The organism is Stieleria magnilauensis, from assembly GCA_007753675.1.
In the GTDB taxonomy this organism is placed as follows: Bacteria; Planctomycetota; Planctomycetia; order Pirellulales; family Pirellulaceae; genus Stieleria; species Stieleria magnilauensis.
Window position 1 is genome coordinate 7996750 of the sequence record CP036432.1, and the last position, 25506, is coordinate 8022255.

Annotated in this window: 33 protein-coding genes; all 33 read right to left on the reverse strand. The window is 58.1% G+C overall.

Annotated elements, in window-relative coordinates:
• Position 1 precedes the first annotated feature (1 nt).
• Positions 2 to 1018, reverse strand: coding sequence for a hypothetical protein (locus tag TBK1r_RS28685; protein WP_145218375.1), 1017 nt, complete (start codon positions 1016 to 1018; stop codon positions 2 to 4).
• Positions 1019 to 1184: 166 nt separating this feature from the next.
• Positions 1185 to 2369 (reverse strand): hypothetical protein, encoded by a 1185-nt coding sequence (locus TBK1r_RS28690; protein ID WP_145218377.1) that lies wholly within the window; start codon positions 2367 to 2369, stop codon positions 1185 to 1187.
• The gene (locus TBK1r_RS28695; protein ID WP_145218379.1) at positions 2369 to 2722 is read right to left on the reverse strand and encodes a hypothetical protein; all 354 of its coding nucleotides are present in this window, start codon (positions 2720 to 2722) and stop codon (positions 2369 to 2371) included. The genes TBK1r_RS28690 and TBK1r_RS28695 overlap by 1 nt, the downstream gene beginning before the upstream one ends.
• A gap of 3 nt (positions 2723 to 2725) precedes the next feature.
• A complete protein-coding gene (locus TBK1r_RS28700; RefSeq protein ID WP_145218382.1) occupies positions 2726 to 3667 on the reverse strand; it encodes a hypothetical protein in 942 nt (313 codons plus the stop codon).
• Complete coding sequence (locus TBK1r_RS28705; protein WP_145218384.1) at positions 3667 to 5661, reverse strand: tape measure protein; 1995 nt, start codon at positions 5659 to 5661, stop codon at positions 3667 to 3669. Before TBK1r_RS28705 ends, TBK1r_RS28700 begins: the two co-directional genes overlap by 1 nt.
• Positions 5662 to 6009: a phage tail assembly protein T gene (locus TBK1r_RS28710; protein ID WP_419580485.1), complete on the reverse strand. Its 348-nt coding sequence runs from the start codon at positions 6007 to 6009 to the stop codon at positions 5662 to 5664.
• Positions 6010 to 6026: 17 nt separating this feature from the next.
• Positions 6027 to 6386, reverse strand: a complete 360-nt coding sequence (locus tag TBK1r_RS28715; protein WP_145218388.1) for a hypothetical protein — start codon at positions 6384 to 6386, stop codon at positions 6027 to 6029.
• The gene (locus tag TBK1r_RS28720) at positions 6383 to 6718 is read right to left on the reverse strand and encodes a hypothetical protein (RefSeq protein ID WP_145218390.1); all 336 of its coding nucleotides are present in this window, start codon (positions 6716 to 6718) and stop codon (positions 6383 to 6385) included. The genes TBK1r_RS28715 and TBK1r_RS28720 overlap by 4 nt, the downstream gene beginning before the upstream one ends.
• Entirely contained in the window at positions 6718 to 7128 is a 411-nt protein-coding gene (locus TBK1r_RS28725; RefSeq protein WP_145218392.1) for a hypothetical protein, read from the reverse strand. The genes TBK1r_RS28720 and TBK1r_RS28725 overlap by 1 nt, the downstream gene beginning before the upstream one ends.
• Positions 7129 to 7551, reverse strand: a complete 423-nt coding sequence (gene gp17, locus TBK1r_RS28730; RefSeq protein WP_145218395.1) for a tail completion protein gp17 — start codon at positions 7549 to 7551, stop codon at positions 7129 to 7131.
• Positions 7544 to 8095, reverse strand: a complete 552-nt coding sequence (locus TBK1r_RS28735; RefSeq protein WP_145218397.1) for a hypothetical protein — start codon at positions 8093 to 8095, stop codon at positions 7544 to 7546. Before TBK1r_RS28735 ends, gp17 begins: the two co-directional genes overlap by 8 nt.
• On the reverse strand, positions 8092 to 8439 hold the full coding sequence (locus TBK1r_RS28740; protein ID WP_145218399.1) for a phage head closure protein: 348 nt from the start codon (positions 8437 to 8439) through the stop codon (positions 8092 to 8094). Before TBK1r_RS28740 ends, TBK1r_RS28735 begins: the two co-directional genes overlap by 4 nt.
• Before the next feature lie 178 nt (positions 8440 to 8617).
• On the reverse strand, positions 8618 to 9223 hold the full coding sequence (locus TBK1r_RS28745; RefSeq protein ID WP_145218401.1) for a head-tail connector protein: 606 nt from the start codon (positions 9221 to 9223) through the stop codon (positions 8618 to 8620).
• 130 nt (positions 9224 to 9353) lie between these two features.
• Positions 9354 to 9809 (reverse strand): hypothetical protein, encoded by a 456-nt coding sequence (locus tag TBK1r_RS28750; protein ID WP_145218403.1) that lies wholly within the window; start codon positions 9807 to 9809, stop codon positions 9354 to 9356.
• A 47-nt stretch (positions 9810 to 9856) separates the two neighbouring features.
• Positions 9857 to 11290, reverse strand: coding sequence for a phage major capsid protein (locus TBK1r_RS28755; RefSeq protein ID WP_145218405.1), 1434 nt, complete (start codon positions 11288 to 11290; stop codon positions 9857 to 9859).
• Between the two features lie 418 nt (positions 11291 to 11708).
• Positions 11709 to 12419, reverse strand: coding sequence for a head maturation protease, ClpP-related (locus TBK1r_RS28760; protein ID WP_419580486.1), 711 nt, complete (start codon positions 12417 to 12419; stop codon positions 11709 to 11711).
• Positions 12416 to 14077 (reverse strand): phage portal protein, encoded by a 1662-nt coding sequence (locus TBK1r_RS28765; RefSeq protein WP_145218409.1) that lies wholly within the window; start codon positions 14075 to 14077, stop codon positions 12416 to 12418. Before TBK1r_RS28765 ends, TBK1r_RS28760 begins: the two co-directional genes overlap by 4 nt.
• An 8-nt stretch (positions 14078 to 14085) precedes the next feature.
• Positions 14086 to 15882, reverse strand: a complete 1797-nt coding sequence (locus tag TBK1r_RS28770) for a terminase large subunit (RefSeq protein ID WP_419580487.1) — start codon at positions 15880 to 15882, stop codon at positions 14086 to 14088.
• Positions 15869 to 16261, reverse strand: a complete 393-nt coding sequence (locus TBK1r_RS39180) for a hypothetical protein (RefSeq protein ID WP_419580488.1) — start codon at positions 16259 to 16261, stop codon at positions 15869 to 15871. Before TBK1r_RS39180 ends, TBK1r_RS28770 begins: the two co-directional genes overlap by 14 nt.
• Positions 16262 to 16271: 10 nt before the next feature.
• Complete coding sequence (locus tag TBK1r_RS28775; protein WP_145218413.1) at positions 16272 to 16724, reverse strand: hypothetical protein; 453 nt, start codon at positions 16722 to 16724, stop codon at positions 16272 to 16274.
• Positions 16724 to 17056 carry an HNH endonuclease gene (locus TBK1r_RS28780; RefSeq protein WP_419580489.1) on the reverse strand — a complete coding sequence of 111 codons (333 nt, stop codon included), beginning with the start codon at positions 17054 to 17056 and terminating at the stop codon, positions 16724 to 16726. The genes TBK1r_RS28775 and TBK1r_RS28780 overlap by 1 nt, the downstream gene beginning before the upstream one ends.
• Positions 17057 to 17084: 28 nt before the next feature.
• Positions 17085 to 18296: a hypothetical protein gene (locus TBK1r_RS28785; RefSeq protein ID WP_145218417.1), complete on the reverse strand. Its 1212-nt coding sequence runs from the start codon at positions 18294 to 18296 to the stop codon at positions 17085 to 17087.
• The gene (locus tag TBK1r_RS28790; RefSeq protein WP_145218419.1) at positions 18293 to 19933 is read right to left on the reverse strand and encodes a LamG-like jellyroll fold domain-containing protein; all 1641 of its coding nucleotides are present in this window, start codon (positions 19931 to 19933) and stop codon (positions 18293 to 18295) included. The genes TBK1r_RS28785 and TBK1r_RS28790 overlap by 4 nt, the downstream gene beginning before the upstream one ends.
• Positions 19934 to 21352, reverse strand: a complete 1419-nt coding sequence (locus TBK1r_RS28795) for a hypothetical protein (RefSeq protein WP_145218421.1) — start codon at positions 21350 to 21352, stop codon at positions 19934 to 19936.
• 6 nt (positions 21353 to 21358) lie between these two features.
• Positions 21359 to 21733: a hypothetical protein gene (locus tag TBK1r_RS28800; RefSeq protein WP_145218423.1), complete on the reverse strand. Its 375-nt coding sequence runs from the start codon at positions 21731 to 21733 to the stop codon at positions 21359 to 21361.
• Positions 21720 to 21947 (reverse strand): hypothetical protein, encoded by a 228-nt coding sequence (locus tag TBK1r_RS28805; RefSeq protein ID WP_145218425.1) that lies wholly within the window; start codon positions 21945 to 21947, stop codon positions 21720 to 21722. The genes TBK1r_RS28800 and TBK1r_RS28805 overlap by 14 nt, the downstream gene beginning before the upstream one ends.
• Before the next feature lie 95 nt (positions 21948 to 22042).
• Positions 22043 to 22261 (reverse strand): hypothetical protein, encoded by a 219-nt coding sequence (locus tag TBK1r_RS28810; protein ID WP_145218427.1) that lies wholly within the window; start codon positions 22259 to 22261, stop codon positions 22043 to 22045.
• Entirely contained in the window at positions 22258 to 22530 is a 273-nt protein-coding gene (locus tag TBK1r_RS28815; RefSeq protein WP_145218429.1) for a hypothetical protein, read from the reverse strand. The genes TBK1r_RS28810 and TBK1r_RS28815 overlap by 4 nt, the downstream gene beginning before the upstream one ends.
• A gap of 6 nt (positions 22531 to 22536) precedes the next feature.
• Positions 22537 to 23442 (reverse strand): RNA-dependent RNA polymerase family protein, encoded by a 906-nt coding sequence (locus TBK1r_RS28820; RefSeq protein WP_145218431.1) that lies wholly within the window; start codon positions 23440 to 23442, stop codon positions 22537 to 22539.
• Between the two features lie 4 nt (positions 23443 to 23446).
• Positions 23447 to 23578 carry a hypothetical protein gene (locus TBK1r_RS39185; RefSeq protein ID WP_419580490.1) on the reverse strand — a complete coding sequence of 44 codons (132 nt, stop codon included), beginning with the start codon at positions 23576 to 23578 and terminating at the stop codon, positions 23447 to 23449.
• Positions 23578 to 24525 carry a matrixin family metalloprotease gene (locus TBK1r_RS28825; protein ID WP_145218433.1) on the reverse strand — a complete coding sequence of 316 codons (948 nt, stop codon included), beginning with the start codon at positions 24523 to 24525 and terminating at the stop codon, positions 23578 to 23580. Before TBK1r_RS28825 ends, TBK1r_RS39185 begins: the two co-directional genes overlap by 1 nt.
• Positions 24522 to 25154: a hypothetical protein gene (locus tag TBK1r_RS28830; protein ID WP_145218435.1), complete on the reverse strand. Its 633-nt coding sequence runs from the start codon at positions 25152 to 25154 to the stop codon at positions 24522 to 24524. The genes TBK1r_RS28825 and TBK1r_RS28830 overlap by 4 nt, the downstream gene beginning before the upstream one ends.
• Positions 25154 to 25411, reverse strand: coding sequence for a hypothetical protein (locus tag TBK1r_RS28835; protein ID WP_145218437.1), 258 nt, complete (start codon positions 25409 to 25411; stop codon positions 25154 to 25156). The genes TBK1r_RS28830 and TBK1r_RS28835 overlap by 1 nt, the downstream gene beginning before the upstream one ends.
• Positions 25412 to 25506 lie beyond the last annotated feature (95 nt).

Consider the following 25506-nt stretch of genomic DNA (forward strand, 5'->3'; position numbering starts at 1 on the left):
ATTATGGCACATCAGAAAAAACCCGCCCCCCGTGGTAGGGGGGGGGCGTCTCGCCGGGGCACAGCACAGCGACGCTTGGGGCAATCCCTGCGATGCGACGCGACTGCTCTGGGCATGACTCGATATAGATTTGCGTGTTGCTCTCAATGCACTGTTGGGCCTTCCATGCGGCCACGTCACCGGCCTCTCGCTCTTGCTTGGTTGACCACGGTCCCATCGTCAATCGATCGTACTTGACACGTCGCCTGCTGAGCCAGTGCTCTGTCAGCCCACGGTATTTCTCAAGCCTCGCTGTGATGATGTGCGGTAGCGTGGCCACGCCTGGGTGCCTGATGATTGGCATGGACCGCATCCGCTGCCGATACATCTTTCCGTCATCGTCTTCGGCGGGGGTGAAATCTGGGCAGAGGATGCCGTCGAAGTCGATCGCAATTCTGATGTCACGCATTAATGCAGGGTTACCCAGCATGTTCCATTCGAACCAATGAGGCAGTGGCAGGATTCGATGGTGCAGGTCCACGCTTCGCGTGCCCTGCGGTGTGGCATAGATCGCACCAAACAGAACGTTGAGTCCAACTAGCCTTGACCTCGCCTCCTTGATTGATCGACCACTCGCCGTTGAGTCCTCCATCACAAGTATCGGACCATCCAAGTTCGGGGCGTTCCGCAGACGCAACCCAGTATCCAGCTTGGTCAGCCCACTGTCGCTGACCGCGTAAAGCGGCAGGCCAAGCCGCACGGCGATGTCTGACGCGACAATCATTCCGCTACGTGGGATTCCAGCGACGCCGGACAGGGGCATCGTCGCGAGTCGTGACGAGAATGCGGCTACATCCGCGCGCAATTCGCTCCAGCTAATCCATGGCGCGTCAAACCAATTGTTTCCGTGTTCTGGCTGCGTGTACTCATCGCGTGACGGATACTTCGGCGGGTTGGCCAAGCACGGCAGCCCCTTGGCGTGGAAATACGATCTGATGTCACACGGTTTTTTGTTCGGGTGCAATTCGGGAATCAGCACACACCCCTTCGATCCATTGACGCTGCCCCAGTGCTCGCAAGATTCGTTGCAGGCGGACTTCACAACCTGCCGCCAAGTAACTTCGCTTCTGGTCGTCCTGGGTCGATCACCCTTGCATTGGTGCGCCCCAAAATAGATCCGGTGGCATTTGTCGCAAACGCTTTGGCTAGTTGATTGTGATCGTCGTTGAAGCATTGTTGGGCGAAGTGAGCGAATTGGCGTCATTCAAAACCGTGTTTGGGATGTCAACGGGGTCAGTGATGCTATCCGCTAAGTCAATTTCCCACTCTCCGCCGTCAGCTTCAATCGTCAAAATAACGTCGCCACTATCACATGTCAGTTCTGCCGCGATTCGATAGATTGAATTGCTGCCGTAGGGATCACAAACGTTCAATCCCTGTTGGGTTGCCTTGCAGAAACCATCCAGAAAGATGTAGCCGCCAATGCACCACATCTCCTCGTCAATGTTGTTGCCGTAGCCATCCCAATTAGTGATCTGCAACCTCGCTTTCAGCCAAAGCGGTTTCCTTGCTTCAAGTACGTTGCAGCTATCCGTCGGCGAAAGACAATTGCCGTCCTCTGCTTGCGGATCGGCGTTCACGCACTCTTCATCACCCGGATCGTTGACCGATTGCAGCGTGAATGATGTATCGGTTGCAGTACAGTCACCGCTTGTTTGGTATCGGATATAGACCCTCTGTGCTGAGCAACTCGGCCGGTCAAGCACCAGTCTGGTTGCCCCCAGCGACTCCACGTTTGCAACCGTTGGCCCGCCCTTCCACCAAATACTCTGGGTGACTATTCCGGCCGTCTCGATCATTACACTATCGGCGAATGTCTCGATTTGAAGCCCGTCAAAATTCGTTCTTGCGTGGTTCGCCGTGACTGGCGTCCCCATCCCCCAATCGTCGACATCGATCTCGACTGTGCCATAGGTTCGCGTTGAGTGGTCGACATTAAATGGTGACGAATTGCAGCCCCATGTTTGCCAATCTTCCCAGTAGAAATAGCTGATGTTTTTGTCGTAATAGAGCCCCGGCGTTCCGTTGTAATCAAGTGCATTTTCGTTCGTGTATGTGATCACTCCAATCGCATCAACGTCGTCGTCGCTGGGATCTTCAAGGAAATATATCTTTGCCGTTCCGTCAAAGGAATAGTCCGCCGGCGGATTTGGGTTTGGGTCCGGTTGCTCGCCCTCAAACGAAAAACGGAAATTACAAATGTCAATCGGCACCAAAATCGTCACCGTCGTGACGCCGCTAACGTCCGTTCGCTCCCACTTGTCAGTGTTGTCACCCCCAGTAACGGTCAGGTCAACGCAGCAGCAACCACAGCCCGGCGAAAATCGCATTACGAGCACGCCTCATTGAGGACGACCAGAAGCTCACCCGCGTAGCCGACCCAGACGAATGTTTCGGCGGTGATGGCAACCGGAGCCCAATTAAAGACCGTTGCAGTGATGTCACTACCGCTGGTGTCCTGCGCGACCTCTTCGTCAACGTCGGTCCCGTCGTAGGATGGGTGATAGAGCGTGCATGTGGCCTTCCCCCACGTCGTGCCGCTCTTGGCCGGGATGCCGCCGACGGGTGTCTTGAAATAGAGCAGTTCGGAGTACCGATCAGCCTGCGGGCCGATGCGAACGCCGGCCGCCATCTGCTTGAGACGCTTGGCAACGTTGCGGTCTGAAAATCCGTAAGTTGCCATCGATCAAGCCTGCAAGAATGCGCTAAAGTCCGTTTCGTCGTACACGATGAAATCGCGATAATCGGGGCTGACTTGCGATCCCTTTTTTATTCCGTCATCGTCAACAAACACGAGCGATCGAATGGGCGGCTTGCTGTCGTCGACGTAAGGCTCCCACACCGGTGCCATTGCCGTACCGGTGTTGACCTTGTTGTCGATCAGCGCAAGAGACTTTTTCCAGCCCTCATCAAGAGGGCTGTGGACGAGGGTGTACGTCACGAGTGCCGCAGTGGTCGCACCGCCGGATAGCTGAACGCTCACCGTCGACGCTTCCACGTCCTCAATCAGCCACGTTCCGGCCGCCTTCGTGCGGTACGTGTCGTCGTTGACCTTGAATTTGCGATCGAGCATCTGTTGATAGGTAATGCTCGATTCGTACTGCGTCAACTTGATCGTCAGAACAGGGATCCGCTCCATCACCGGTTCGGCGAACCATGCACCCGATGGCAGCGTGACCTTCTGCGGGGTCGTCGGCGTCTTGTCCTCGTAGAGCACCTTTTCGATTTCGCCGAGACTCGGCTGCTCTGCTGTCCCGAGATTCGTGATAGCCGCCGGCGGAGCCATCGGTGCGTTCTCGGCCTCCGTCTGGTTGCCGGTGAACGTCTTGTAGGAGCACTTGACTTTCCACTCGCCAAGGTGCTTCGGGTCCATCGTTGCCGTTTTGTTTCGGCAGATCACGAACGGGATCACCTGCCCGCCGAAATAGTAGATCGACGAATTGACCGTCGGCAGCCCCGATGCCGTGATCACGTTGTACGGGTCCACGTCCGCCAGCGAATCACCACCAGACGCCTCAACCGCCACGCGGTATTCCGTCGTCCATGTGATCGAGACGCTATCGCCCTTCCCGGCAAACGACATTTGCCGACCGGTTCGCAGTTCGTGTGGTGTGTAGGTGTACGCCATCAGACCGCTTCGGCTCCCTCCAAATTCTCAATCGCGTCTCGCGTTTGCTCTGACGCTTCCGCAATTCGCTCCGATGCTTCGGCCGTCTTCTCCGCCGCCAGCTTCTGCGCGATCAGTGCGGCCATTCGTTCCTGATGCTGTCGCAATGCTTCCTGGGCCGTCTTGTTTTGACGCTCGGCCAGGAGTTTGTATTCTTCGCGGCTGCCCTTCGTGATCGACGGCGGCAGCTCGATCGACTTGGGCTGCGTTGCGTCGTTGAACCGGTTCGCGGCACCTTTGATTGCCTGGTCACGAACGCCAGACGTCAGTTCCATCTCGTTGATTTCTTTTAGTTCCTCGATCATCTTTTGGAACGGCGACTTGAATTGCTCCTTCAACTCGTCGGTCTTGCGGGCCAGTTCCTCAGCAGCCCGTTCGGCGGCGTTCTTTCGCTCCTCTTCCAATCGCAACTGCTCTTTCAGTGCGTCGTTTTGCTTTTGCGTTGCATCGAGCGACCGCAGTTTGTCCTCGGTCGCGCCCTTGAAGAACAATTGACGCCGCTCGTACTCGCGATTGCCGTACAGAATCCGCTGGTTCTCTTCGTCCAGCTTCATGATCATTTCTTGCACCGCACGGTTGGCCGTCACCCACCGTTTCTCCGGTGGTTCGCCCACGTTCGCCCCTGCCTCCATCGCCGCGTTCAATCGCTCCTGGGCTTTCGTCGCGTTGTTGATCGCCTTTTCCTGGTCCACGACCCCGCCTTGCACCTTGCGGACGTTCTCCCGCATGGTTGCGAATAGATCATTGATCTTGTTGAGCGGCGTCGTGATCAGCGTCGAGAACTCCGCCAGCGGTCCCGTGACGATCGACGTAAGGTTGCGGCGAAGCCGAGAGAATGAATCTGATAGCTGATTCAGCTTGCCCTCGTTCGACTCGCCGAACTTGTCGAGAGCCCCGCCATACAGACCGGTCTTTTCCGTTAGCTGCCGAATGATCTCAGTGACCTCTGCCGCGGCGACACCGCCGCTTCGGATCCGGTCCCGCAATCCGGCAACACTTTCCCCCGTCTGCTCGGCCATCAGTGACAGCAGCGGGAACCCAGCGTCGGCCATCTGGTTGGCTTCTTCCTGCATCAGCCGGCCATTGGACAAGACCTGGCTGTACGCCAGCGAGAGACGCTTGAACGTCTCATCGTTGCCTTGTGCGATGTCGCCAAGTCGCTTCATCGTGTCCATCAGGTCTTCGGATGCGACCTTGGCCCCGAGCAGCCGACCGGATGCCGTAGACAACGCCTCAAACGTCAGCGGCGACTGTGCGGCCAGCCGCTCCATCTCTCGCACAAGTTTGCCGGCGGCGGCACTGCTGCCAGTAAAGACCTCCGCTTGCCGCTGGGCTTTGTCGAGTTGGAATTGGTCCCGCATCCCCTCTTGGGCCTGCCGGAACAATCCGTAGGCGGCAACAGCGGGCACGATCCGTCGCGAGAGCATCCCGAACGCAGACGCCTGCTTCGTTACGCCATCGGTCGCCTTGCCCCGCATCCCGTCATAGATTTCCTCATTCAGTTGTCGCTGCGAGAGCGTGGCCTGAATGGTCTTGGCCCGGAGTTTTGTATGCTGATCGGTCAGGATCCGCATCGTGCGATAAAACTCAGTCGCGGCAACGTTTCCGTTCTTGAACTCCTGCTTCAGCTCCGACATCTGCCGTTCAAGTCGATCGACTTCCGGCGTATGGGATGAAACCAACGCCTTCACGCGGGCCAGACGCTCGGCGGTCTTGGGGAACTTGTTGTTGATCGCCTCAAGTCCACGAGCGTACTCCTGAGCGCTCAGCGCACCGGTCAGGTAAACCCGGTTCAGCGCCGCCGTAGAATCCGCCGCCAGTTCGGTATCCGATGCAGTGGAACGCATCAACCGATTGATCTTGTTGACATCCCGCTGCACCGCACGCACGCCGGCGGTAACGCCCTCGGTGTTGGCGTTGATCTTGAGCGTTAATGCGTTGAGCGTTGTTGCCACTTACTTGACCCGTATCTTGTCGGCCGTCGGGAACATGCCCGAAAGGGCCTTTACCGACTGATTAACCGCTTGCTTCGTTCGCTTCTTTCGCTTCGATTCCCCGATCCAGTCCGATGGCATGAACGACCCGAACTCTTGAATCTCGATCTTCTGCCCGTTCGCCGCGGCGGCCATCGAAATAGCCGCACTGGCGAGCGATGCTTGTGTTGCCGATCGGTGGAACTCAGCGCCCCACGGTTCGATCCGATAGAACGCCTGCCACAGAGCCAACTGACGCTCCGATGCTGAATCAAGCCACGCCTCGGGGTCATCGATCCCGAGAGCCAAGCACAACCGGCAAGCCAGCATCAACCGCCAGTTGTGCTTTAGTTTCCCAACAGCCCTTCGACTTCCTTCCCTTCGTTCAGCTTGTCGATTTCGGTGATCAGTTTGACGGTGATCGATGAATCAACGTCTCCCCACACCTCCCACTCGCTCACCTGGAACAGCGGTTCCTTGTCGTCGGGATCGACCACGCATCGGCACAGCAAATCGCACTTCTGCCGGTGCAGCTTCTTGCTATCGAATGCTCCGGTCTTTGCGTTGACCAAGATCGTTTCGTTCTCCCCCTTTTCCCGAAGGGTCAGGGATCTGATCGTGTACGTCTCGCCGCCGGCCTCGACCACTGCAAACAATCGCTTGCCGCCGCCCTGGATCTTTGCCCGCAATTCGTCTCGCTTGCTCATTCGTCCTCGTCGTCCTCTGGTTCGTCGTCGTCTTCTTCTGGCTCATCCGGCGGTGCCGTCACTCGCTCGAACTCCTGGCCGGTCAATTCCTCAACCAGCCGCTTGACTGTCGCCTTGTCCTCGTCCGTCGCGCCTCGCACCGTGTCGAACGAGATAAATCGCGACGGGCGAAACCACGCATACCCGATTTGACGCATCCGCCCCGTGCCGTCCCAGTCGCACAATAGGACTTGCAGGTCAGGGTTGAACACGTCCTCGGTTTCACCGTCAACGAGCCGATAGCCCATCTTGATCGGCTGTAGCGCGACCTTCGTGATCTTCGCGTCACTCATTAGCTGCCCGCCGTGAATGTGGGTCCGGTTTGCCCGTCGAACTTGATCTTGGCCGATCCCATTTGGACGGCGTTGTTTTCAAAGTCCGGGTACTTCGTTCCGGTGTAGAACGCGGTGCCGGTCAGGTTGGCCGCCGTGGTCAGTCCGCCCTGCGGGTGCGTAATCACGACCGATGCCGCCGCAGCGGTGATGTCGGGCACGCCGACCTCGTCGTCAAAGACGTACTCCACTTCGACTTCGCTCCATGCCGTCAAATCGCCCTGGATCGCCTCTTCGTTATTCGTTGACGCAAGGTCCGAGATGTCCAGCGATGGGCGGGATAACTCCGTGCCCGTGATGCGAGTGATGTTTGCGGAGACTGCCGAGCCCCCAAATGTGATTGTGGCACCGTTGCCAGTGTTCTTTGCCATCTAAACAGTCTCCCTGTATGTGATTGAATAATCAGTCGCCGTGATGTAGCGCAGTTCGTGACTGCCCTCGCTGTTTTGCTCGCTCAGGTACTCCGCCCCTGAATCGATCTCGATCGCACGAACATCGACGCCGTTGTCATCGCCTTCCCAATCGAGAATGCCCGAAAGGCGGACAAGCTCGGCCAGTGCGTTTGCGGCAACCCTCGTCGACGCATAGCACTCGATCGCAATGCGAGCGGTTGCCAGTCCGACCTTGGGGCCGTTAATGTCGTGTTCGTGTGTGGTCGAGATGACGCGGTAAGTGATCGCCGGCAAGGTTTCGCCTTGCGCGAGTGAATCCGGGATGACGCGAGAGCCGACCTGTGCGACAACGCTTGCATCATCCAGCAGTAAATCCCGTAGCGATTGGCCAACATCAGCCACGTCCCAGCGTCCTTAGTTGGTTGTCAACGTCTCGCGAAACCGCCGCCACCCATGCGGCGGCGGCTGCTTTCTTGGATTCGTCAAATGCCCGCTTGAGCACGTCTTGCTTGCGTCGTCGCTCGACCATCGTCATGTTGCCCCATAGCACATGACGCGAGAGCGTGTTCTTACTTTCGATGACGACGTGCCCAATGTTTCCATCCGGCCACGTAAAGCCGACCATCCCCACGCCAAAGCCCGCCGACCCCCGCCACAGCTTGATCTTGGTCGTTTTCCAAAGCGGTTTATCGTTTGCCCGCCGCAGTTTCTCCTTGGCGCTTCGCTTGTCCCTGTCCGTCTTCTTACTTCGCGGCGTCAGTTCCTTCACCCGCTTCTGCACCACCCTTGCAGCGGGTCGCAAACCTTTGCCGAACGATGCGGCCTGCATCAGGCCCGGCAGCTTTTCAAGTTCTTTGTTCAATGCGGCAACCTGCATGTCCATCGCTTTGACTTGCGACTGCATGCGCTTTTGGCCTTGCTGGTTGGTTCGTGCTGCTTCGCTCATGCTGCCCTCGCCTTGCAATGCAACGCCAGATACCGCCGCCCACCGTCCACCGGCTCGACCCGAGTGATCCCGTATGTCACACCGTCGTAAATGACGTTTTGCGTTGTGTCGTACCCGCTGCGGTATCGCACCTCGAACACCGCGATCACGTTTTCTTCCAGCTGCCGGCCCCGGTAAGTCGTCCCGCCGCCGGTCATCAGGTAGCGTGCCGGTTCATTCGTCAGCCGATCCGCCCACGTCGAAACAGCCTGCCCCGCGGCGTCTCGCGTGTCCGCGTGCGACTGGACGGTGATGCGTTGCCGCATCGCTCCGACTCGGAATGATTTACCGGGACGCCAGATCATTCGTCGCCCTCGTCCATCGAGACAATCAGCTCAGTTTTGATTGACACCAATTCCCCAACCGCAATTCGCGCAGTCCATTCGCGGATCCCAAACGTCCGGCCTGTCTCTGGACACACAAGCCGCTTCGGCATCTGGATCGCGTCATTTGCTCGCTCGTCACGCCAGTCGACGTATTCCGTCATGGGTAGCTACTCCTTCCCAACTTCCGAGCGATCCGCTCATAAGCAATGTCAAAATTCGCTTCCGTTTGCCCCAGCATCATGTCGCGATCCTCGAACCATTTCGCGACCTGCAACAAGATCGCGCGGCGGATGAATCGCGGGCACTGGCTCGCCGCGTACCCCGCCTCGAACGTGATCACGATCGCGTCCGTTTGCGTGGTGATCGACGGCCACTCTTGCTCATACTTGAGCGCTAAAAAATCCTTCTTGCGGTCCAAGTCCGCGACGGTCGTCGCGAGTGTTTCGCTACTCGACCCGTCCAAGTACGTCACCGATGTCAGCGATGTCACCGGACGCACTGGCAACCGGATTGCCCGCGAGCCGGCCGGGAAACAATCGAGCAGGTATTCGTAGGTGGACGACACACAGACATACTGCGTGTCGTGCTCCCACTGCTCGGTTGCCGCCGCGATCAGCTCGGTTAGCTGGTCATCGTGTGCCGTGTCGTCGGTCGCAATTTCAAGTTGCTTTTTTGCGTCCGCGACGCTTACCGGATAAGCCGCCGGGGCCACGGTTCTCCGCAGCCTGCCGTTGATCATTCCGGTCGTTGTCGTCGTCGACATACTCAGCCACCCTCATTCGATTGACCCAGAGATCAGCAACGCCTGGGCCGTGTGAAAACACGCGACCCTTTTTCCAGCCCTGCCAATCCCTGCTCAGCCTCACACGCAAAACCGTCATCGGAAACGCCCCCTAGACTCGGCAGACGCCACCGTCCGCCGCTTCGGTTGATGTGGTCGGGTCGCTTCGCAGTTCGCTCAAACGAGCGATGCCCGCGATGAAACCGCCCGACGTTCCATCGCCGAACGTGGCGACGACTTTCAGATACCGCTTCGTGCCGTCCAGGTTGAGCTGGAAAACACAGGTCTGGTTGTCATCGGTCGCGCTCGGCAGTGCGAGGGCGGTGCCGTCGATGTCGGTGCCGCCGTCAAAGGTCGCACCAGACACGTCGGTGTAACTGCCGCCGCTGGTGTCGCACTCTTGAACCTTCAACGCCGTGACGGCGATGTCGGTTGCCCCGAGTTGCAAAACAATCTCGGCGTAGCGTGCGTCTTTCGTATCGATCGCGGTCGCAGCCGCCGACGTGTTGTCGAGGATCGCCGCCGGTGCAATGGCTACCGCGTAGGTAGCTCGCTGTGCATTGTGCATTTCAAAACCTTGAAAAAAGGATCACGAACGTTTGAAAACCAGAGCGATCAGGAGCCCGGCGTTTGAAGAACCAAGATTGCCCCGGCTTCGGTTGCCGTACCGGTGCTGTGAACGTTGATGTCAAACCGCTCGGTTGCTTTGATGCCGATCTGGTCTTCGTCCCAGTAGCGTTGATCCGACAAGCTCAGCGACATCATGCGACGGTCGCCGAACTTGGCACCCATTCGCAAGTCGCCGAGCACGGCCAGTTTGGTGCTGGTCTGTGCTGTCAACGTCTTGTTGAGCACGTTCGTGAACCGAACGGGCAAACCAAGGAAGCGAGGCCCGCCGCCGTTCTCGAAGTTCGTGGTGGTGTTGCCGCCGGCCGCCATCATCAAGCGGTGCATCGAGGCGTAATAACCCTCTTTGCTGATGTACCACGTCGGGTTGATGCCGGGGTAATCGGGCAACTGACCAACCATCGTCTCAAAGTCGCTCAGGTCGAGCGAACTGAACGCGGTGTTGCCGGTCGCTGCGGTGTAGATGCTGCCTGCCTTGGCCGCCGACAGGATGCCGGTGATGCCGTGGTAGGCGCTCGTGCTGTCACCGTTGAACCCGGCGTTGTCTTCCGCGTAGGCGAACGCCAGGGCGGATTCCTCGGCGATCTTGTCGCCCATCGAAACGAACGAATCCTCGTTCAGTTCGTCGGACATCTTGCACCAGGTCTTCCACTTGCGGGCGACCAGTTCGATGTTTTTCCACGTTGGCGACGACTTGGTTCCGGTGTTACTGCCTTCGTTGCCGGTGGTGGTTTCAGCAACGGGATAGGCGGTCATGCCGGACACGCGAACGGGAACGACCTTGCGATCGCTGCCCATCGGCTCAACGTCCATCGCACTGCGAATGATGCCGTAGTTTTCGACGAGCCGGATGATAGCCCGGCTCATTTCGACCGGCACGAACAATCCGCCGCCGTCGTTGTCGCCGCTGCTCAGTGCGTTGGAAAAGCCGTGCTCTTCCAGCCACTTTTTGGACGCCCGATGCCCTCGGGTTCCGTCGCCGTTTTCGCCCAAGAAATGGGCGGCGAACCATCGACCAGCGACGTAGGCGTTCTTTTCGCCCTCGTCGGAATCGTCGAAGGCTTTCAGCTTGCCGTGTAGGCGGGCCTTGGCTGGAACCGCGAAATCCTTAGGTGCGTCGACTTCGGCCGGTGCGTCCGACACGCGGACTTCGCCGCTCTTGATGCGACCCGCGAGAATCTTGGCCTGGATCTCTTGCCGTTTTTCGGCACGCTCGAGCTGCTCTTCCAGGTCGTCAATTTCGCCGGGGGCGTAGCCCTCGGTTCCTTTCTTGCCCTTGCCGACGATGGAATCAAATTCCTTTTGCTCGTCGTCGGTCAGCTCTCGCCCTTCGGCTTCGGCAAGTTCGCCGATCGCCAGGGCTGCCGCCTGCTTTTCCGCGATCTCTTCGCGGATTTCCTTTGCGTTTAGCACTCGAATCATGTGGTCGCGTCTCCTGCCGGCGGCAAGGGTTCGCGCATGAAAAAAGCGGCTATGGCTTGCCGCTCGGCGCTTTGAGTCTGTTAAAAGTCAAAACGTCCGAGCAGTGAGCCACGCCGCTAATGAGTTGCGTGAGATCACAAATCGGTGATGTCGTGTGCGGGTCTTTCTCCCGCGTGTGTCCGAATCCTAGCGAATAATCGCGAGGTGTCAAGTATAAAGATAGACGGTGATCGGAGGAGGAAACCGCACCCTCAAGCGGAGGATTTCCGTTCCGCACTCCGCGACGAGAAGCCGGCCATCGTGCCTCACGCACTTCTCGCACTCGCCAGACTCTGTGTCGATTGACGTAATCAATTCTGGTAGCTTCTTGCCAGTTGCGTCATACGCCTCGCCTGGTGGCACATTGCCCCTTGACCAATCAATGAACATTTCGCAGCCTCTGTAAAGCCATTTTGTTCCGCGCCGACATCTGCCGCCGGGCGTTCTTCACCTTCGCATCTTTCGCCTTGCTGTCGGCCTTTGGGTCGATCAGTTCATCGGCCAATCCGATCTCGACCGCTTCGGTCGCACTGAACACCGTCCCGTCAGACTTGCCAACGAGCCAGCCGCGAATCTCCGATTCCTCTCGCCCAGTCTTGTCCTTGTAGATGTCGACCAGGTGACTGTCGATCGTCCGCAACCAGTCGCCCACAGACTCCATTTCTGCCTCATTGCCCCACGCCAGCGTTGACGCCCGGTGAACCCCCAGGTCGCTCGCCTTGTACATCTGCAGCTTGTCGCCGGCCAGTGCGATGTAGGACGCCGCCGAGAACGCGATACCCTCGACCGTGATCGTCACTTCCCCGTCGTGGCTTGCCAGTGCATTGTGGATCACGAACCCGTCATACACATCGCCGCCGAACGAGTTGATGCGGACGTTGACCGGCTTCCCTTTCTGCCCTGCCAGGAACGACGAGACACTTTTGGCCGAAACGCCTTCGCCGAACCAATCCTCCCCGATCTGGTCGAAAATCAGAAGCTCCGCCGGTTCGTCGCCTTCGCCCTTGTTGACGAACACCTTGAAATCGCTGCCGTCGTTGGCGTCAACGATCGCCTTGGGTGCGGCGCGATTGAATGGTTTGACTTTCACGATACTGTCTCCGCTAAAAGGATGTCGTCCACCAATTGCTCCACGCATTGGCTCAGGTCTTCGGTTGCTTCGTCCACCGCTGCGGACAATTGCTCAGGCTGCACGCTGTCGAGCACCGACAGCATCGCATCGAAACGGTCGCTGCAGTGCCGCTTGGCTGATTCTGGATCCCCGCCGAGCTGCTCGACCGCGCGGGCCAGCGTTCTCGGCCAGGTGTCGATGTAGAACTTGTCGGCCCAGTTCAAAAAGTTCTTCTGGCTCGCCGCCGCTTTGCGAACGTGCTTCTGCTCGACGCTCATCAGGTGCTCGATCCGGCCCGCGTAGGCCTTCCGCTTCGCATCCTCGGCGGAATCCGTCTCGTCGCCTTCGTCTGTGTCGTCGCCGGTTTCTGTTGCCGAGCCCGGCGAGATCGCGGGGTTCTGGTACTCGTCGCCGCCTTCGTAGGGGTTCATGTCCAGTTTCTGGCGTGCTTCGTTCGGACTGTAAATCCGATGCACAATCCCCATGCCTAGCGTTTCCATCGACGTCTTCGAGTCCGTCCGCAGCAGTGCCTTAACTTCCATCTTGAAAAAGTGCGTGCGTCGCTCTTTCTGCCGGTTGCTCAGCAACTTTCGATCGCACTCCTGCTCCCACTTCGTCACCCATCGCATCAGCGAGTTGACCAGGTAGGCCAAGTTTTTTTGCTCGATCGAGTTGTAGGACACGCTGTCATCATCGCCAAGGATGCTTTCAAGCATGAACGTCAACGCTGCTTCCTGCCGCTGGAAAAGCCGCTGCTGCACCCACTCGTTATCCTTCGCCCCCGACCCTTCGAACGCCTGGGCCTCCATCTCGCCACGCAACAGGCCCCACTTGCCGGCGTTGTCGACGCCTTGGTGATGCCGGTTCCAGTCGGCCAGGAACTCGCGGGCCTTCGTTTCGTTTTTCAGTTCGTTGCGAGGGTCGCGGACAAACCCGCCCGGATTCGCTCCGCTGCTGAAATGCTTATTGGCCGCTTTCTCGCTCGCCAGACCCAGCCCCCACGAGTTACGGAATAACTTCATCGCATACAGTCCGGCCAGTCCGTCGCACGAAAGCCCCGGAATGTGCAACACGTATTCGTCAGGGATCATAAACGTGCGGCCTTCGACCTCGATGTAGTCAAGATCCTTGAACCGCATCAGCCGGTCATCCTCGTCGACCTCCGTTGCGTGCCACTTGTCGCCCTTGATCATCTTCGTCGTGCTGCGGTCGGGATGGATCGGCAAAAGTTCCTCCACCCGGCCCGCTCCCTGGATCATCACCGCGCGACCGTTGCCGCCGAGCAATGAATGTACCATCAGTTCCTCACGGAACACCGCTGGCATCTGGTATTTGTTCGGCTCGACGTTCATCAGGTAGTCGCCACGCTCACGTAACGCGACTTCTGCCCCACGAGGCAAGCGGCGGTGAACGTGCAACGGCATTTGGCTCATGTGTCCGCACAGCTTGCTGACGCCGTACCAAACGGGCGGATAGCCAAGGGCGGTTTCCCAGTTGACCTTGACGCCGCTCTCGGACGTGCTGCCTCCGCCGACCCAATTGATAAACCACTCCGCCGGATCGGATAACCCGGTGACAATGCCCGCTGCGTCGGTCGGCTTGCTTTGCCGAAAGATACCTTTAATCCAGTCAAACATTGTACATCCTATGTAATGAACAGCTTGCCCTTCGTGCCGGGCGGAGCAATCGACGCCAGCCGATACGCCATGATCACCGCGACGATGGGGTCAATTTTGTCGGGGCTGTTGGCTTTATCGGGGATGCAGAAATAACCCGCCGAACGCTTGCCATTAACCAGCACCATGTTTCCCGCCGCCCACGTCAGCAGCCCGTTGCCTTCGTGGCGAACCCGCCCCAGTTTCAAGTCGGCCAGGAACTTCGTAATCGGTTCGGTCCACATGCCGGCGTTTTGGAAAAACTTCACCGTCTCGATGCCCTCGGGTTCCAGCGACTGCGCGAAGTCTCGCGAGTTTGCCGGGTCATACGCCCACGATCGAATCTGGTTGTCCTGGTACTCGCGGATCACTTCCTGACGCATCTCATTGATTTCCATCGACGACACACGCAGCAGTTTTTGATCGACCCAATCGGACCACGGTTCCTTTGACAGATCACGCTCGGCGGAGGTGTTGATAAACCCGACGCTATCGACCTCATACCGGTAGAGCGGCCGGCCAGTCGGCTCGCCGGTCTTGGTGTCAATCTCATCTTCGCCCGTGTCGAACCGGGCACAGAACCCCAGCGCCGCCAAGTCGTCTTGGCCGCCCATGTCCCACGCGCCGCAGATCGCGTCTGCGTCAGACCAGTCCGAAAACTCGCCCTGTGCCGCTCGCCAGGTCTCATCATGGATTGCTTTTTCCAGCGACGAAACCAAGACGTTGCAGTGATAGCGTTTGAAGACGTGCAAGCCGGCGGGGCTTAGCTGTGCATCGTCGGCCTGCTCCTGCATAAATTCCCGCTTTGGCGTCACCGGATAGTTCGGGTTGGCCTTGGCCCAATTCTTCTCGTCGAACGGGTCATCCTCTGGGATCTCGCCCGTGCCCTCGCACTTGGGACATCCCTTGATGGCTCCGCAATCACACGGGCGTTTTTCGTCCAGTCGAGCGATGAAGCAAAAGCGGTGATCGCCCGGCGGGTTATCCAGTTTGTAGCCGTCCAGCACGCGACAGGACAGCGTATCAACTTCAATCCACAGCTTCGACTGATCGTCTCCCGCCGTCGTGATCGTGATGATCAGCGGCTGACGACGTGACCCGTGAGCGGTATTTAATTTGTCCCAAAGCCCCTTGTGATGGGTGCCCCATTCGTGGATTTCATCGAGCACCGCAGCGTGAACGTTGAACCCGTCCGACGTTCGCGAATCGGACCCGAGTGGTTTGAAGAAACTGTTTGGCTGATAGGCCCCCTTCTTCGTCACGATCGACTTGGCCAAGACCGTGACTTGCTTACGGACCTCTGGCGACCCGTCAGCCATCGCTTTGGCCAGCCCGTGGACAATCTTGGCCTGATCCTCTTTCGTGGCGGCACAATAAATCTGTGCCCCCTTTTCCAGCGGATCGTCGCACGTCAGCAGCAGCAGCCCGATACCCGCCGCCACGGTTGACTTGCCCCACTTTCTGCCGCAAGTGATGTAAGCGTGGCGAAACCGCCGGCAACCGTCCGCACGTCTCCAACCCATCAGGCACCAGACGATGAAAGCCTGGTTGTCCGTCAGTTCGACCGGCTTGTCGGCCCACTCGCCCTCGACGTGACGCAGGCAAGCCGGAAACCACATGATCGCGAGCGACGCCTTTTGTTCGTCGAAGTAGTGCCCGCGAGTGTGTGCGTGCTCCAAGTCGTAGACGTGTCGCTCGACCGCTTGGCGAACCCGTCGCCCGGTGACGATTGACCCGTCCAAAACCCCGTCGATGTATCGCTGAACTTGCTGCTTAGGTGCTTCCATCTCGCGCCGCGATAAGATCGGCCATTGATGGGGCACCGTCGCCGCTTGGCTTGCTTTGCTCCGACTCGTCCTTGGGTGCTTCGCGGGCAAGATCGGCCGCGAGTCGGTACAGCCGGTCCCAGTAGGCAGTAAAAGACAGCCGGGCCTCTTTGTCGGTTGGCTCGCCTTCGATCGCGGCAAGCAGTGTTTCGCAGACGCTAGACAGTCGCCCGGCAACGTTGCCAGCATCAATGCCAAGATCAGCCAAAGACGTGACCACCGACCCGGTAGCGTGCTCAGCCGCATCGCTGCGACACGCCTGTAGCGTCCCGAGCATCTCTTTCTCTGCGTCTGTTTTTTTGTTGTGGCCACCGCTCCGCTGCCCTTTTCGTCCTGCCATCCCTCTGGCCTCATTGATGTTCAGTTCTCTTGACGCAAAGCTTGACATTCATGTCAAAGCACGGCTTCGCGCCCATGTAGACGTGATTCCCGAAGACGTTTATCAGGCTCCACATTTGCCATTTCGACCATCCGTCATCGTCTTCCACTGGCTTCGTGTATCCCGCATCCCAAAGATTGCCGCTCATTACTGACTCAAACCATTCGCGATGCACTTGGCGTCCGTGTTCGGTCAATCGCACATAGACGTAATCGTTCAGGTTGAAGGGAACGCCGCGCTCTGACGTGTATTCCTTGGGTCGCTCGTTTTCTCTAGCCCATTCTGAAAACCGCTCCACCGCCTCAGCAGCCTCCGCAAATGCCTTGCGAATGCCGATGGTGGGGTCATGGCTACCAAGCTGGACCTTTTTTCCAGTTGGCGTTATCCATGTGTCCGATGCACTCTTTCCGGTGTGTACCGCCATTACTCTGCCTCTTTTCTCAACTGTTCCAAAAAACCGTCCAGCTCCATCCGCCCCATGCCCTCAATCTCAACGTGGCACCGCTGGCAAACCGGCACCAAGTTCGCCCGATCAAGCCGCAAGTGTTCCGCATCTTCGAACCGCTCGATGTGGTGCATGTGCTCGGCTACGCTCGTGAGCTTGCCCCGCGCGACGCACACCACGCACTCTTCCAATTCGTCCCTCAGTCGTTCGCTCAGTGTTCGCCATCGGTGATCATAGCCCCGCTCTTTCGTCGTCCGTCGGTGTGTCGGTGCCGGCGGCTTGCACTCGTCGCAAACCTTCCGGCCTTGCACGATCGCCCCGCATCGGCAAAGTCTCGCGCTAGTCACCGAGCCAGCCCACGCCCAATTCATCCGGTGGCACAAACGTCCCTGCCATGATCGCGATCGAATCCCCTGCCGCCATCGTGAAGATGCCCGGATCCGCCGTCAGCGTGACCGTCTTGGTATCACCGACATAGTTCTTGATTCGCCCGACTGCCTTTTGTGTGCTCGTGGTTTGATCCGTCACAACAATAATTGCGTTGTTGTAGGCGTCGTTATCTGACGACCCGGCGGTGAGCGTGAACACCGTCTGGCTGGTCAGCGTCGCGATCGTCGTGCTTTGCAACAGTTGCGGAGGCGACCCGCCCGCCCCAGTCGTCCATGCCGCATCACCGCGGTCGCGGATCTCTTCCAGCGTGTCGGTCGACGATGACCACCCCGCGCCCTTGATGTCGGTCAGGTGCGTAATGATCGTTGATTGATTCGCCGCAGTTGCGTCACCGCCACCACCTCCGCCGCTTGGGCCGTTTTCGAGTGCCAGCGTCGTAAACTGCCATCCGCTCGACCCGTCGTCCTCGATCGACGTGGCGAGCTTGTCAGTCACAACCTGGATCGCATCGACCACCGTGTCCACTGTCGCCAGTGCCGCAACAGTCGCCGGTGCATAGTTCGCCTGCGCGGTTGCGAGCGTCACGCCGTCGCTGCCCGTGATCGTGTCCAGATCCGCTTGGGCTGTCGCAAGTGCCGAAGCCGTCGCAAGGGCACTGGTTGCCGTTGCCAGCTTTGTATCCAAATCCAACCCGCCCGCATCACTCACGGGCAATCCACCTGCGGCGTCGGCGGCTGCGTTGGGGAGTGCGGTGCCAGCGAGTCCGCGCGTCGTCGACCACGGCGATTCGATCAGGGCATCATTGAGTGCCGACGCCCTGAAACAAAACGTCTCCGATCGCCATGCCAAAACCCCGGTGCAAATGCCAGTAAAGTAGCCATAGCCCTCGGTGTCGTTGTTGATCGACGCACCACCGGTTGCCGGGATCTCGATCTTGTACATGCCGTCGCCAACATGTGTCCAATCGTAATCGCCTGCCGTTGTCGGCGTGACTGCGGTTTGCGTAATCACCCCCGCGGGCGTGACGAAATTCCACACGAGATCCATGCCCGCCGCGTTGTAAGCAATCGCCGTTTCGCGGGTCTTGAAATCCGTGTCGTCAGTCAGCGGCAAAATATTGACCGGCACTTCAACCGCTGTGTCTACGTCTAGGTACATCATCCGATTATCGCCGCCATTTGGTTGTAGTAGTAATCTGCGCCGCCCGGCGCATCGCTAGACAATCCCGTTGCGTAGCCAAGTTTTTCTGTTCCAGTCACATCAGCGGCACCGGTGTGATAGAGAACAAAGTTCTCGCCATCGTCCCAGAGGTATGGATCGCTCTTGTATTCCCCATCAAACGCACCCACGCCGTGCCCATTGGTTAGCAGTGGATTTTTGTTGACGCGACTGAATGAAATCAGGTCAAAGGACTCCGCCATCGCTAATTCGTGCGGGTATGTACTGGCGTTGGAAACCGCGAAGTGGTGCAGCTTGTTGTATCCAGCGTACAGCAACAGATAGTGCGACTCGCCTAGCTTGTATATCTGCGGGTGCGTCAAATCCGAGCCTTCGAACCCGACCCCCGTCGGCGACATGACCGGCGAGTTAAACGAGTCATACGTCCACGAAATGCCGTCTGATGACGTGTAACGAACTAGATCGCCCTCCAGCCCCGCGATCGAGTCAGTTCGCCGATCAACAATCATCACCCATTCGCCAGACTCCTCGATCACGGCAGGCGCGCGAACATAGGCACCTGATGCACCAGTGATAACGGGGCTGGATGCGTGCTCCGTAAGCGATGACAAATCCGACCCGGTAAAGAGTCGGATAGTCCCGTTCCCTGTCGCGTCATCGAGGTACACATACCACGTCGACCCGACATAAACCAGTTCCACGGCCCGGATCGTCGACCCTGCTATGATCTGCCCCTGATCTGTCCATGTGTGCGGACTGCCTGTTGTTGACGTGTAATATCGAACATTCCCGGCGACCTCCGCAACAATCATGTGATTCGCCGCGAGCCCCGTCTTTGCTGCGCCTGCCACAGCGCATCCACGATTGCCTGTCGAAAGCAACTCGGCAGTGTCCGCGTACTCGCTATTGGGGTAACGCTCAGACATCCAGTTGTGAAGATCAGTGATGTCTGAATTAGTCACGGCGACATCGTACAAGACGAAATCCGCCAAGTGAAAAGCCGCCCCGATATCTGTCGTGGGGTGGTTGCCAATCACAAGGTCGCCCGACACTGCGGTATCAATCACCCCGGACGCGCTCACCTGGAACGCAAACTCACCGTCTATCCACACCTGCAAATTCGTGCCGTTGTGGCGAACGATGAGAGTCATCCACCCGGATGCAGTAGGAGAGTCATCCGCAACCGAGAGAGCGGTTGATGGTGCAGCAGCAAGACGGCAAAAAGCCTGAAACGCTCCGCTGAGCACTCGCAACGCAACGGTGGCCGCATTGGTCGCCACTTTGTTAAACAGCCATGTCCCGCTAGATGCCGCCTCTAAGTTTGTTAGTCGCACACGCATTGCGTATGTAACGGCTGAGCTATTGATCGTCGAGTCTGCACTGACCGTCAATCGGCCATCACCACCAGCTGCGGCAAAGCCCACGAACGGCATGTCGGAATAATACTCTGATCCATCCTGGTATGTCGGATGGTCTGTGCCGCTACCCGCTGCATCATTGCCCTCGCCGGATGAGTCAGCCCATGACGTAACATCATCGCCGTCAGACAACGCGGTAAGCGTTGACGGGTCAAGCCAAACCACGCAGCCTGAAATGTCTGTAGGGTCTGCAATGGGCATTCAGTTCGCCCCCTCAATCTCGTAATGCCAAAAGATCGGCGTCGGCTCGTATCGATTAACAGACAGATCCGCTTTCTGCTGCACGAAAACCAACTCCTGTACGTCCGGCAGCCAACACAAACCGACCTGTTCACGTTTGGGCTTGAACACCGATGCGTTGCCGTCACGCCTGCCGCCCCATCCGTACATTTCGCCGTCGAGGTACGGCAGGTTGACGACAATCTCCTGCGTGTGCCGCACTGCGGACGGGCTGCGTCCGTCGAGTGTTTTGACGTACTCGGAAAGCGGGAAAACCAACAGCCGCAATTCGTACCCGTTGGCCGCGTATCCGCCGATTTGATTTCCGTTTTTATCTCTCGGCTTGTAGTCCACCCAGCCGAGCCCAACGCCGACCAACGCAATCAGATTGTCACCGACAATCACCGCGTCCACGATGTCGTCAGAGTGCTTGGCGTGCTGGTAAGGGGCTGAATAGCTATCCCAGATCGCGGGATTGTTCAGCCGGATGCTCTCGCCGTAATCGACCCCATCGTCTGTCGGCAACAGATACGGCAGCGCGTTTGCGCCGTTCCAAAACGCCAGCGGTTCGGCCTCCATCGTGTCGAAGTCGAGCGCAAACGCAGGTGGCCCGAACGATGTTGACCCGCTGCCAGTCATCGCAACGCCGCCGACAATCGCCTCGCATCGCGAGAGCTTCGGGTGTGCTGCTTTCCAGCTATCCGGTAGCTCAACGATGTATTTAGAGATCCTGTTGTGCATTGCGTATCGGTTGCGGCCCGTGTCCGTCAGTTCGCCGCCGATGTCTGTGATTCGAAACAGTTCCCTCCCGCTGAAATCCAGATTGCACCGGCCCAAGTCCAACTGATCGTCCTCGGCAGCGGTATTGTAAAATTCAAACAGCGTGAAATAGAGCTTGCCATCAATCACCGTCAGCCCTTCGGCCTGTCCTTCGCTCGGATCACTGTCATTGATCCCGCTAATCGTTGACGTTGACGCAATCGCTGCCTTTCTCGCCTTGGGGATAGCTTTCGTTGTCGTGGCGATTCTAGGCTCGGGAAATTGCAGCAGCGCCACCGCATCAGACAGCCCGCCGTATTGACCGCCCTGCAAAATTGGTCGCTTGCCCCGAACATAGAACCGCCGATCGCCTGCATAGGCAACGCGAGCCCCAGACGCACCGATCAAGCATACGCCAGCTTCGTCGTAGCAGGTCGTGCAGCCGATGTATTGCAGCGAGATCCCATCGCCTGGCGTATCCGGTTCCGGCTCCACCGACTCCAACGCATCCAGCCGCGATTCAATCGCGTCGAGTCGCGCAGTGATCCCCGAATCGTCGTACACCGGCACGTCGATCGTCACCGGCACCGTTTGTGCCGCCGCGACCGTTGCGAGGGCGAGCCATAGTAGGAGTGTTTTCATGCGTCCTTAAATCCCCAACCCACTAACATCGTGCACGTCAAATGCTCGAATCATGCACGATCCGTGCCCGACTCGCACCCACGCATCGCGTGATAATTTTTCGTAGCCAAACAAACGCCCGTCGGCATACCGCCGGCGTACTGTATCTGCGTTGCATCCGATCTCGTCGGCCAATTGTTCGGTCGTCATGACCGCCGGTGTCGGTTCGACCGGATCGGCAATCATGACCGATACGTTACCGACGCTTTGTGTTTGATGCACCGTCGGCGAAACCGATGCGTGACGTCTGTCCCACGTGATCAACACCAGGATTCCGATCGTCGTCGCCAAAAAGACACCGCAATTGGCAAACCACGCGATAATCTTTTCATTGGTCGTCATCGTTGGTCTCTTCGAGAGTTTCGACTTGTTGACGTAGTTTTTTGTTCTCGCCTCGCAATTCGTCATTCCGTTTCAGAACGGCCCAAAAGACACGGACGAAAAAGATCCACATCGAGCCGATCGCAACGTATGTTGCGGCTAAGACGGTTTTGACAAATCCCAATTCTGACGGATCATTGTTTTGCCCCAGCATTTCATCGTTTCGCCTCGACACGGTGAATCATGTTGTAGTTTTCAGTAGCCGCAGGATGTCATCCGCATCATGCGGTTAGGCTCGGCCGATTGTGTCAGCTTTCGGTCGAGCCGCTTCTACTTCTCCGACGTGGACCGCTCCGGTACGAGACGTTCGATCAACGACACATGCCGCTCGATCGCCGCGCTGTACTCCGCACGCATCGCCGCGCGTTCGACCTGTGCGTCATTCAGAACGACGTAAAGCAACGCAAACGCCAGCCCGCCAAACCCAAGCGGCTGAACCAGTTTGACCCACCACGGGCCGACGGGCTGTTGTTGATCGTCTTCGTTCATTTATCCAGGTCGAGTACGGCTTGCGGGCCACCGACGGCGAACGCTCGCAGTTCGTCATCCGTTGCGCTTTGGATCTCGTCGATTACTTCCCGACGAGCTTCGCGAAGTTCATCCCCGGCCAAGCCGGCTTTCCGCAACGCTTGCGTCACGCGGACGCGAACAGCAAACGGTCGACGTCTGATTGCAGCGACGCGAGCTTCTTCCGTGTCGCCACATGAATCGAGCCATTTGTACAACAGGTCAAAAACCAGATCCCAAGGGATATTCATTGAGTTTTACCTACCAAAAAGGAGTTTTCTGCCGGGGAACCAAATGGTGTTGCGTTGTTGTGACGCAGCGGGTTGCTGCGATGGGCTGCGGATCGGGCATTGTCCGTCCGGGCAGTATTCGTCGGACGCTTCGCCATCGAATGACAATTTCAGAGACGCCGTCGCGGACGGACTGACGCGAGCAGCCGCCGGCGCGGACGTGTAGGGATTAATCGCTAAGCTGGAATGATTGAGGTTGTGAAGATTCCACAACCAATTCCAGTTCAACCCTTCCAGTTGCGATCGCTGATAGACGTACCGATGATCGTCTTCCGGTGTGGTCAAATGGAGCTTTGCCCACGAAGGCGTCTTGGGGCTCATGTCCGCGTAGAGATTACCGTCGTAGCGTGCTTTGATTTCGCGTTTCAACTCGTCGGGCGTCTTGAGCCGCCGGCCAAAGGACACTACCGGCTTTGAGACGGAAGCATTCCCATCACTGACAACATGCTCAACTTTCGCCGGCGAAACGACTTTGATATTTCCTTGTTCAGCACGCGTGGATTGCTGGTCGATGATGATTCGGACGACAGTTTCGCCGGGGCTTTGGTTTTCACCGGCTCCTTTCTCATTGTCTCCAATCGCCGATTGAATTCCTTTCGCTTCCGTTTGGATGCTTTCAAGTTCTTCAATACGTTGCTGCAGCTGGAAGATTCGTTTGGCATTAGGGTCGTCCTTTGGTGGATCGCAAGACTTCGGTGCTTCGAGAATCTTGACTCGAGTATCGAGGTCGCAAATCTGTTGATCGTGCTCATTGACCCTTTCGGTCAATAATTGAAGCGGTGCCGGCGTGTACGTGTCGGCGGCAACCGATGGAAGGGTGAGTAGCAGCAGGACGACGATCGCCAGTGCTGCGATTGTTTTTTGGTTTCTCATTTCGCTATCGGGAATCGAGGTACAGGACGAATACGATGATTGGGAGTGCAAGCAAGTAAACTCCGACCGCAAACGTGAATCCGACGAATGGCAGTGAAAACAGATCATTGATCAGCTTGTAGAATGCATCGCTCATCACACTTTCGGTTTTCGTGCGAGAATGAATTCACCGAGTGAACGATCGCCGTCGAATGCTTCGAAGGATCCGCGGAACACCAGCTCGTTCACCGGTACGTCCGGCTCGTCGGGCTCATCCGGCGTGTGTGGCATCGGACGGTATTGATTGTCCAGCGACGGTGGCGCCGATCCGCTCAGCGAATAACCCAGCCCGCGGGCCTGGCCAAGGTCGGTGTTGTTCGGATACCCGCGCCGGCCGAGCGATTTCGAGTGGATCGACGGGTACATGAGTGCCGAACCATCGCGGTTGTGCGGCAATCCCAACGCGTGCCCGATCTCGTGAGACGCGACGGTCGACAGAAAATTGAGCGACCACGTCCGATCGTTGTCGTAGCGTTGTTCCAGCACCGCGCGACAGTTGGATTGCGCAAGATACGACCACGCGAGCGTCGAACCACCGAGACGACCCAGCCCGGCCCAAATGTGTGCACCGGTCCGACCACGCTGCACAACCGCCGTCAAATCGCTCAGTGCGTAGTTCCAGTTGTTGATAGCACCGATGAATGCTTTCAACGTGTCATCGGATGTCATCCCCGGCGCTTTGTCGAACGCCAAACCGAATTTGATGTTTCGCCGGCAAGCCGTCGGCCAGTTCGCCTCTTGCTTGGCCGACATCGCGGCCCCAGGAACCTCGAAATCAGGGAACCCACAACGCGGCATCGCAAACAGCCTTTCAGTCGCCGGGCCAATGTCGCCGTCGGCCACGGCTAAACGTCCATGCTCTTGAAGCGTCAGTTCGTCCAGCGTTGGCCGCAAGAAATCTTGGTACGATCGCACCGCCGTTGCGAATTCCTTCGACGTCAGCGTGATCTTGTCCAGGTCGGATTCTTCAATCCCGACGGGCATTTCCGTATTGTGAAAATGCCCTTTCTCCCACAGAAACGACTTCAATTCGGTGCCGTTCATTCACTGGCCTCGTTGATGATCGAATTGGTTTTTGACACTACGGCCAAAGCCTCGCCGGGCGTGATCGATTCACTTCCACGGGCGGAATACGCTAAGCCGTACCGAACGGCTTCCAGCGTGTTCGCAATCACGGTCGCGTTGCTCAACCCGCCTTCTTGCATTTTCGCGACCAAGTAATCGCTCAGCTTGCGGCGAAACGGCTGCCAGTTCTCATCAATGACGGAATCGGCCGCGGAGTGCAGGACGTGGTAAACGGTTGCCGTGTTGACCTTGCCATCGATCGCGCCGTCGCGGACCGTTTCGAAAACGAGGGCGTATTTTTGAGCCCCCTTGGGATCGCCGATCGACGCCGACCATTCCGCCGCGTCTGCGGAGATACCCGCCGGCGGTTCGGCCGGCTGCTCGGGATCGGGCTTGGGCTCATCCGGCGATGTCGGCGGCGTCTCGTCACCGTCGCGCAGATCCACAACCGTCTCGATCCGGACCAGCGACGGAACCCCATCGGTATCCAAGACGGTCAGAAAATAGCCCGCGTCGGTGATCGTCAACGGTGGCGGTCCGGCGATGACACCGATCGACCCGACGAGAATGGCCAGCCCCAGCAAAATGTGTTGCGCAATTCGGTTCATCAATAGCCCCACGGATAAGGTCGGCTGGACGGCTCGCCATAACGGTCGTATGCATACTCCCGCACACCACGCCGCACTTGCTCCTGGCGACCGTAGGAAACGAAATCGCTGTGCAGTTGGTACTTGCTCCCGGCGCGGTCGCGGCATGTGTACGTGTCGCCCATGTGAGCCAGACCGCAGAGGGCGACCGCAATGCACGCAACCACGCAGATCATCGCGATGGTCTGGGCGTCTGATTCGGCTCGGCGGTTTCGCATGGGGGCCACGAGTGCGGGGTTGCTGATCAACTCACGCAATAATGGCAAGCCGTTTCTATGCGTCAAACGAGTTTCCGGCCTGGGCGGAATTGGGG